The sequence below is a fragment of the Micromonospora sp. NPDC023956 genome (assembly GCF_040639195.1).
Classification (GTDB): Bacteria; Actinomycetota; Actinomycetes; order Mycobacteriales; family Micromonosporaceae; genus Micromonospora.
The window spans coordinates 58555-64919 of record NZ_JBEZZN010000023.1 but is presented as its reverse complement, the minus strand read 5'-3'; the positions used below and the strand labels follow the sequence as shown (position 1 = coordinate 64919).

The 6365-nt window shown below is 71.1% G+C and carries 7 protein-coding genes; all 7 read right to left on the bottom strand.

Annotated elements, in window-relative coordinates; genetic code table 11:
• The coding region (locus AB0F58_RS28490; protein WP_357149430.1) for a GTP-binding protein at positions 1 to 207 on the bottom strand (207 nt) is incomplete at its 3' end.
• Positions 207 to 1118 (bottom strand): sulfate adenylyltransferase subunit CysD, encoded by a 912-nt coding sequence (gene cysD, locus AB0F58_RS28485; protein WP_357149428.1) that lies wholly within the window; start codon positions 1116 to 1118, stop codon positions 207 to 209. The genes AB0F58_RS28490 and cysD, both read right to left, overlap by 1 nt.
• Positions 1119 to 1192: 74 nt before the next feature.
• Positions 1193 to 2017: an inositol monophosphatase family protein gene (locus AB0F58_RS28480; RefSeq protein WP_357149445.1), complete on the bottom strand. Its 825-nt coding sequence runs from the start codon at positions 2015 to 2017 to the stop codon at positions 1193 to 1195.
• 86 nt (positions 2018 to 2103) lie between these two features.
• On the bottom strand, positions 2104 to 2694 hold the full coding sequence (gene pth, locus AB0F58_RS28475) for an aminoacyl-tRNA hydrolase (RefSeq protein WP_357149425.1): 591 nt from the start codon (positions 2692 to 2694) through the stop codon (positions 2104 to 2106).
• Between the two features lie 109 nt (positions 2695 to 2803).
• Positions 2804 to 3493, bottom strand: a complete 690-nt coding sequence (locus AB0F58_RS28470; RefSeq protein ID WP_357149422.1) for a 50S ribosomal protein L25/general stress protein Ctc — start codon at positions 3491 to 3493, stop codon at positions 2804 to 2806.
• 300 nt (positions 3494 to 3793) lie between these two features.
• Entirely contained in the window at positions 3794 to 4774 is a 981-nt protein-coding gene (locus AB0F58_RS28465) for a ribose-phosphate diphosphokinase (protein WP_088980780.1), read from the bottom strand.
• A gap of 37 nt (positions 4775 to 4811) precedes the next feature.
• The gene (gene glmU / locus AB0F58_RS28460; RefSeq protein ID WP_357149419.1) at positions 4812 to 6338 is read right to left on the bottom strand and encodes a bifunctional UDP-N-acetylglucosamine diphosphorylase/glucosamine-1-phosphate N-acetyltransferase GlmU; all 1527 of its coding nucleotides are present in this window, start codon (positions 6336 to 6338) and stop codon (positions 4812 to 4814) included.
• Positions 6339 to 6365 lie beyond the last annotated feature (27 nt).

The window sequence follows — 6365 nt, the reverse complement described above, 5'->3', positions numbered from 1 at the left end:
CAACAACGCCAGATTCGTGTACTCATCCCCCCGCGCCGCGGAGACCGCCTCCACCGCCTCCAACTGATCCGTGAACAACGACTTCGTGTCATACAGAAGACGACCGATCAACGTGGACTTACCGTCGTCCACGCTGCCGGCGGTGGCGAAGCGGAGCAGGTCCATCGGGCGGGCCGAGGTCTCCGGGGTGATCGTCTCGGCACTCATCAGAAGTAGCCCTCCCGCTTGCGGTCCTCCATCGCGGCCTCACTCACCCGGTCGTCGCCCCGGGTCGCCCCCCGCTCCGTGATCCGGGTCGCCGCCACTTCCTCGATCACCTTCTCGACCGAGTCGGCGTCCGAGCGGACGGCGGCCGTGCAGGACGCGTCACCCACCGTCCGGTACCGCACCCGCGCCTTCCGTCGCTCCTCCCCGGCCCGGGGCCGGAAGAAGTCGTTGACGGCGTAGAGCATGCCGTCCCGCTCGACCACCTCACGCTCGTGCGCAAAATAGATCGACGGCAACGCGATCCGCTCCCGAGCGATGTAATGCCACACATCCAACTCGGTCCAGTTCGACAACGGAAACACCCGAATCGACTCACCCGCATGATGCCGACCGTTGTACAACGACCACAACTCCGGCCGCTGATTCTTCGGATCCCACTGCCCGAACTCATCCCGGAACGAGAACACCCGCTCCTTCGCCCGCGCCTTCTCCTCATCCCGACGCGCCCCACCGAACAACGCATCAAACCGATGCTTCTCCACCGCATCCAACAACACCGGCGTCTGGATCCGGTTGCGCATCCCGTCCGGGCTCTCCCGGACCAGACCGCGCTCCAGCGCCTCGGGGACGCTGGCCACGATCAGGTGCAGCCCCAGCTCGGCGACCCGCTGGTCGCGGTACTCCAGCACCTCGGGGAAGTTGTGGCCGGTGTCGACGTGCATCACCGGGAACGGAACACTCGCCGGCGCGAACGCCTTCTCCGCCAACCGCAACATCACGATCGAGTCCTTACCCCCGGAGAAGAGCAGCACCGGCCGCTCCATCTCCGCCACCACCTCACGCATCACGAAGATGCTCTCCGCCTCCAACGCGTCCAGGTGGGAGACGCGGTAGGCCGCCGGGGCGGTCACGACGCGGACTCGGTACGTGCGGGTCGACTCATGGATTCCAGACCTTTCCGGTCGGACACCTCAGGAACTGGGGGTCAGGCTACCCCGGCATGCCTCTGCAACGCTGCAAGCAACCGGCTGGCGAGATCCTTGCGACAGACCAGCAGGTCAGGCAGGCGCGGGTCCGCCTCGTTGTATTTCAGCGCAGATCCGTCAATCCGGGAAGCGTGCAGTCCGGTGGCCGTCGCCACAGCGACCGGGGCGGCCGAGTCCCACTCGTACTGTCCCCCGGCATGGATGTACGCGTCCACCTCACCGGTCACCACCGCCGCGATCTTCGCCCCCGCCGACCCCATCGGCACCAACTCCGCACCGACGTCCCCGGCCAGGTCGGTCAGGAAGACCGGCGGACGGCTACGACTGGCCGCCAGCCGGAGCGTCCGCCTTCCCCGCGCCGTCGCCGCTTCCACCGTCATCGGCGGGTACGCCGGTGGCTGGTCGGTGCCGAGCACCCGGTGCTGCGCCGGCAGCGCCACCGCACCTCCGACCAACCGGTGCGGGGTGGAGCCGTTGCGGGCCCAGAGGGCGACGTGCACCGCCCAGTCCGAACGGCCCTCCTCGGAGAACTCCCGGGTCCCGTCCAACGGGTCGACGATCCACACCCGCTCGGCGGTGAGCCGGGAGGCCGCCTGGCTGCTCACCTCGGCCGCCCAGGCCATCCGGGCGCCCTCGTCCTCCTCGGAGAGCACCGCGTCCGCCGGGCGCCAGCGGGTCAGCTCGGTACGGATCAGGTCGTGCGAGACCTTGTCCCCGGCCGCCTTCAGGGCGCCCTGGTCGCCGAAGCCCATCTCGGCCCGGAGATCCAGCAATGCCTGCCCGGCGCGGGCCGCCAACCAGCGGGCGAACGCACCGTCGATCATCGGAGGACTCATGCCACACTCCCGTCCGGGCCACGCCAAAGCCGCAGACTACCGGCCACCGGCGTCTCCGCCGGCACGCCCCGCCCTCAGCCGCCGTGGTAGGCGTTCTGCGTCCACTCGACGCCCCGGGTGATCACCGACTCCACCGCGTCCGCCGTCCGGTCGACCAGGAACTCCAGCTCCTTGCGTTCGACAGCGGAGAAGTCGGACAGGACGTAGTCCGCCGGGTCCTGCCGCCCCGGCGGGCGACCGATGCCGAAGCGCACCCGGACGTACTCCTTGGTGCCCAGCGACTTCGTCATGGAGCGCAGGCCGTTGTGGCCGCCCTCGCCGCCACCGCACTTCACCCGCAACTGCCCGTACCCGACGTCCAGCTCGTCGTGCACGGCGACGACCTGCCCCGGGGGGATCTTGTAGAACTGGGCCAACGCGGCGACCGGGCCACCGGAGAGGTTCATGTAGGTCAGTGGCTTGGCCAGCACGAGCCTCGGCCCGCCGAACCCGAGCCGCCCCTCGGCGACCTCCGCCATCGCCCGACGGTGCCGCCCGAACTTCCCACCCGTCCGACCGGCGAGCAGGTCGGCCACCATGAAGCCGACGTTGTGCCGGTTGGCGGCGTACTCCCGGCCCGGGTTGCCCAGGCCGACCACCAGCCACGGCCGGTCCTCGTCCGTCACGTTCCGCCCTTTCCCTCCCGACAGCCACCGCCACGTTCCCGGGACGAGGGCCGTGATACGACGACAGGCGCCCCCGAAGCGATCGGGGACGCCTGCCGCACGGCTCAGCTCAGGCCTCGGTGCGCGCCTCGGCCGGGGTTTCCTCGCCCTCGGCGGCCGGGGTCTCGGCACCTTCGGCGCCCTCACCCTCGACAGCCTCGGCCTCCTCGGCCGCCGTCTCGGCCTCGGGCAGGCTCGCCTCGAGCTGCTCGGCGGTCGGTGCGGCGGTCACCGCGGCGACCGACGTCTCCGGGTCGGCGACCAGCTCGACACCGGCCGGCAGCTCGACGTCGGCGGCGGTGATCTGGGTGCCGGCCTCGAGGCCCTCGATCGACGCCTCGAGGTGGTCCGGGACCTTGGTGGCCTCGGCGGTCACGGTGAGGGTGTCGTGGTCGTGCACGATCAGGGTGTCCCGCGCGGCGTCGCCGGTCAGCTGCACCGGCACCTCGACGGTGACCTTCTCGCCCCGCCGGACCAGCAGCAGGTCGATGTGCTCGAAGGTGTCCTTGATCGGGTCACGCTGGATCGCCTTCGGCAGCGCGAGCACCTGGGTGCCGTCGCTGACCTCGATGGCGAAGAGCTGGTTGGCGCCGCCCTTGCGGATCGCCGCGGCGAACTCGCGGGCCGGGAGCGCGATGTGCTTGGGCTTCTCGCCGTGGCCGTACAGCACGGCGGGCACCTTGCCGGCCCGGCGGGTACGACGGGCACCACCCTTGCCGAACTCGGTACGGGGCTCGGCGCTGATCTTTACCTCGGACACGGGGAAACTCCTGATGCTTTCGCTGCGGCGGCTTTAGTCGTCTGGCGGTGCTGGGGCGAGGGGCTCGCTGGGGCGCATGAGTCGGAACGACTGCCCGGAGCACCGCGTCGATGACGGTGCCTCCGTGCGGCGCTTCTCAGCGGCCCGCAGGGCACCCTCGCCGTGGCAACCGGACCAGTCTACCCGAGCGCATTCGGCGCCCTTCACCAGTCCCCATACCTCGCCGCCCCGCCGGCCGGTCGGCCGGCGGGGGACGTGCGCCGCACCGGCGGCGGGGCCCCGTACCCCGCCGCCGTGACGTCAGCTCAGCCCACCGAAGAGGGTGGTCACCGACCCGTCGTCGAAGACCTCCCGGATGGCCCGCGCCAGCAGCGGCGCGATCGACAGGACGGTGATCTTGTCGAGCTGCTTCTCCGGCGGCAGCGGCAGCGTGTTGGTCACCACCACCTCGCTGATCGGGCTGTTCTTCAGCCGCTCGGTGGCCGGGTCGGAGAGGAGCGCGTGCGTGGAGGCCACGATGACGTCGGCGGCGCCCGACTCCTGGAGGATGTCGGCCGCCTTGGCGATCGTGCCACCGGTGTCGATCATGTCGTCGACGATCAGGCAGACCCGGCCCTCGACGTCACCGACCACCCGGTTCGCCACCACCTGATTCGGCTTCAGCGGGTCCCGGGTCTTGTGGATGAAGGCCAGCGGGCAGCCGCCCAGCCGGTCGGTCCACCGCTCCGCCACCCGGACCCGGCCGGAGTCCGGCGCGACCACGGTCATCGGCCGGCCGGCGTACTTGCGCTCGACGTACTCGGCGAGGATGTCCATCGCGAAGAGGTGGTCCACCGGGCCGTCGAAGAACCCCTGGATCTGCGCGGTGTGCAGGTCCACGGTGAGGATCCGGTTCGCGCCGGCCGTCTTGAGCAGGTCGGCGATCAGTCGGGCCGAGATCGGCTCCCGTCCCCGGTGCTTCTTGTCCTGCCGGGCGTACGGGTAGAACGGCAACACCACCGTGATCCGTTTGGCCGAGCCACGCTTCAGCGCGTCGACCATGATCAGGGTCTCCATCACCCAGGTGTTGACGCCGTGTGTCACGGACTGCACGACGAACGCGTCCGACCCACGCACCGAGTCCTTGTACCGCACGAAGATCTCGCCGTTGGCGAACTCGTACGCGTCGGCGGGAGTCGGCGCGACGCCGAGCACCTCACCGATCTCCCTGGCCAACTCCGGAAAGCCGCGTCCGGAGAAGAGCATCATGCTCTTGCGGTTTTCGGCGACGATGCTGCCCATGGCCCGTTTGCTCCCGCGGGTAGGTGGTGATCCGGGACTACTCGGTTGCAGTATCTACCTCGCCGACGGACGCGCGAACCGGCTCGGCACCGCCGTGGATTGCCTCACCCTCACCGGCCCCCGCCAGCTGTCCGGAAGCGCCCTCCGTGGCCCGCCGCGCGGCTTCTGCGGCGGCCGTACCGGCGCGGCGCATCTCCACCCAGCCCTCGATGTTGCGCTGCCGCGCCCGGGCCACCCCCAGCGCCCCCGGCGGCACGTCCTTGTCGATCACCGAGCCGGCGGCGGTGTACGCGCCGTCGCCCACCGCCACCGGGGCGACGAACATGTTGTCCGCCCCGGTCCGGGCGTGGCTGCCGATCACCGTGCGGTGCTTGTTCACCCCGTCGTAGTTCACGAAGACCGTCGCCGCGCCGATGTTGCTCTGCTCGCCGATGGTGGCGTCCCCGACGTAGGTCAGGTGCGGCACCTTGGAGCCCGCCCCGATCTCGGAGTTCTTCACCTCGACGAAGGTGCCCACCTTGGCCTTCTCCGCCAGCCTCGCCGCCGGGCGCAGGTACGCGTACGGGCCGACGCTGGCCCGGGGGCCGACCTCGGCGCCCACCGCGTGGCTGCGCACCACCGTCGCGCCCGCGCCGACCGCGGTGTCCTCCAGGGTCACGTCCGGCCCGACCACCGCGCCGGCCCCGACCACGCTCGCCCCCTTGAGCTGGGTGTTCTGGTCGACCACCGCGTCCCGCTCCAGGGTGACCGTCACGTCGATCCAGGTGGTGTCCGGGTCGAGCAGGCTGACGCCGGTCCGCATCCAGCCCTCGTTGACCCGGTCCCGCAGCAGCCGACGCAGGGCGGCGAGCTCGACCCGGTCGTTGCAGCCGAGGGTCTCCACATGGTCGGCGGCGACGTGCACCGCCACCGGCTCGCCGGCCGAGGCGAACAGCCCGAAGACGTCGGTGAGGTACTCCTCGCCCTGGTCGTTGTCGGTGGAGAGTTTGCCGAGCGCGTCCCGCAGCCGTACCACGTCGAAGGCGTAGATCCCGGCGTTGATCTCGCGGACGGCCCGTTCCCCGGCGGTGGCGTCCCGTTCCTCGACGATCCGCTCGAGGCGGCCGGTCGAGTCACGGACGATCCGGCCGAGGCCGGTCGGGTCGGGCACCTCGGCGGCCAGCACGGTGGCCGCCGCGCCCGCCTCCTCGTGCGCCCCGACCAGGGCCGCCACCGTCTCGGGCCGGAGCAGCGGCACGTCGCCGTTGATCACCACCAGGGTGCCGGTGGCGTCGGGCACCGCCTCCAGCGCGATCCGGACGGCGTGCCCGGTGCCCAGCTGCTCGGCCTGGAGGACCGGGGTCGCCTCCGGGGCGACCTCGGCCAGGTGCGCCCGGACCTGGTCCGCGCCGTGCCCGACCACCACGACCGTGCGCTCCGCGCGCAGCGGTGCGGCGGCGGTCAGGACGTGACCGACGAGGGTGCGACCCAGGAGCGGGTGCAGCACCTTGGGCAACGCCGACTTCATCCGCTTGCCCTCACCAGCGGCGAGCACGACAACGATGCGGGGGTGCGGCTGGGACACGACGAATGCTCCCGTCGGCAGTCGGAC

Coding starts and splice junctions, on each gene's coding strand:
- AB0F58_RS28480 (WP_357149445.1), bottom strand. CDS start 2,017: ATGATCGACGGTGCGTTCGCCCGCTGGTTGGCGGCCCGCGCCGGGCAG.
- AB0F58_RS28465 (WP_088980780.1), bottom strand. CDS start 4,774: ATGGGCAGCATCGTCGCCGAAAACCGCAAGAGCATGATGCTCTTCTCC.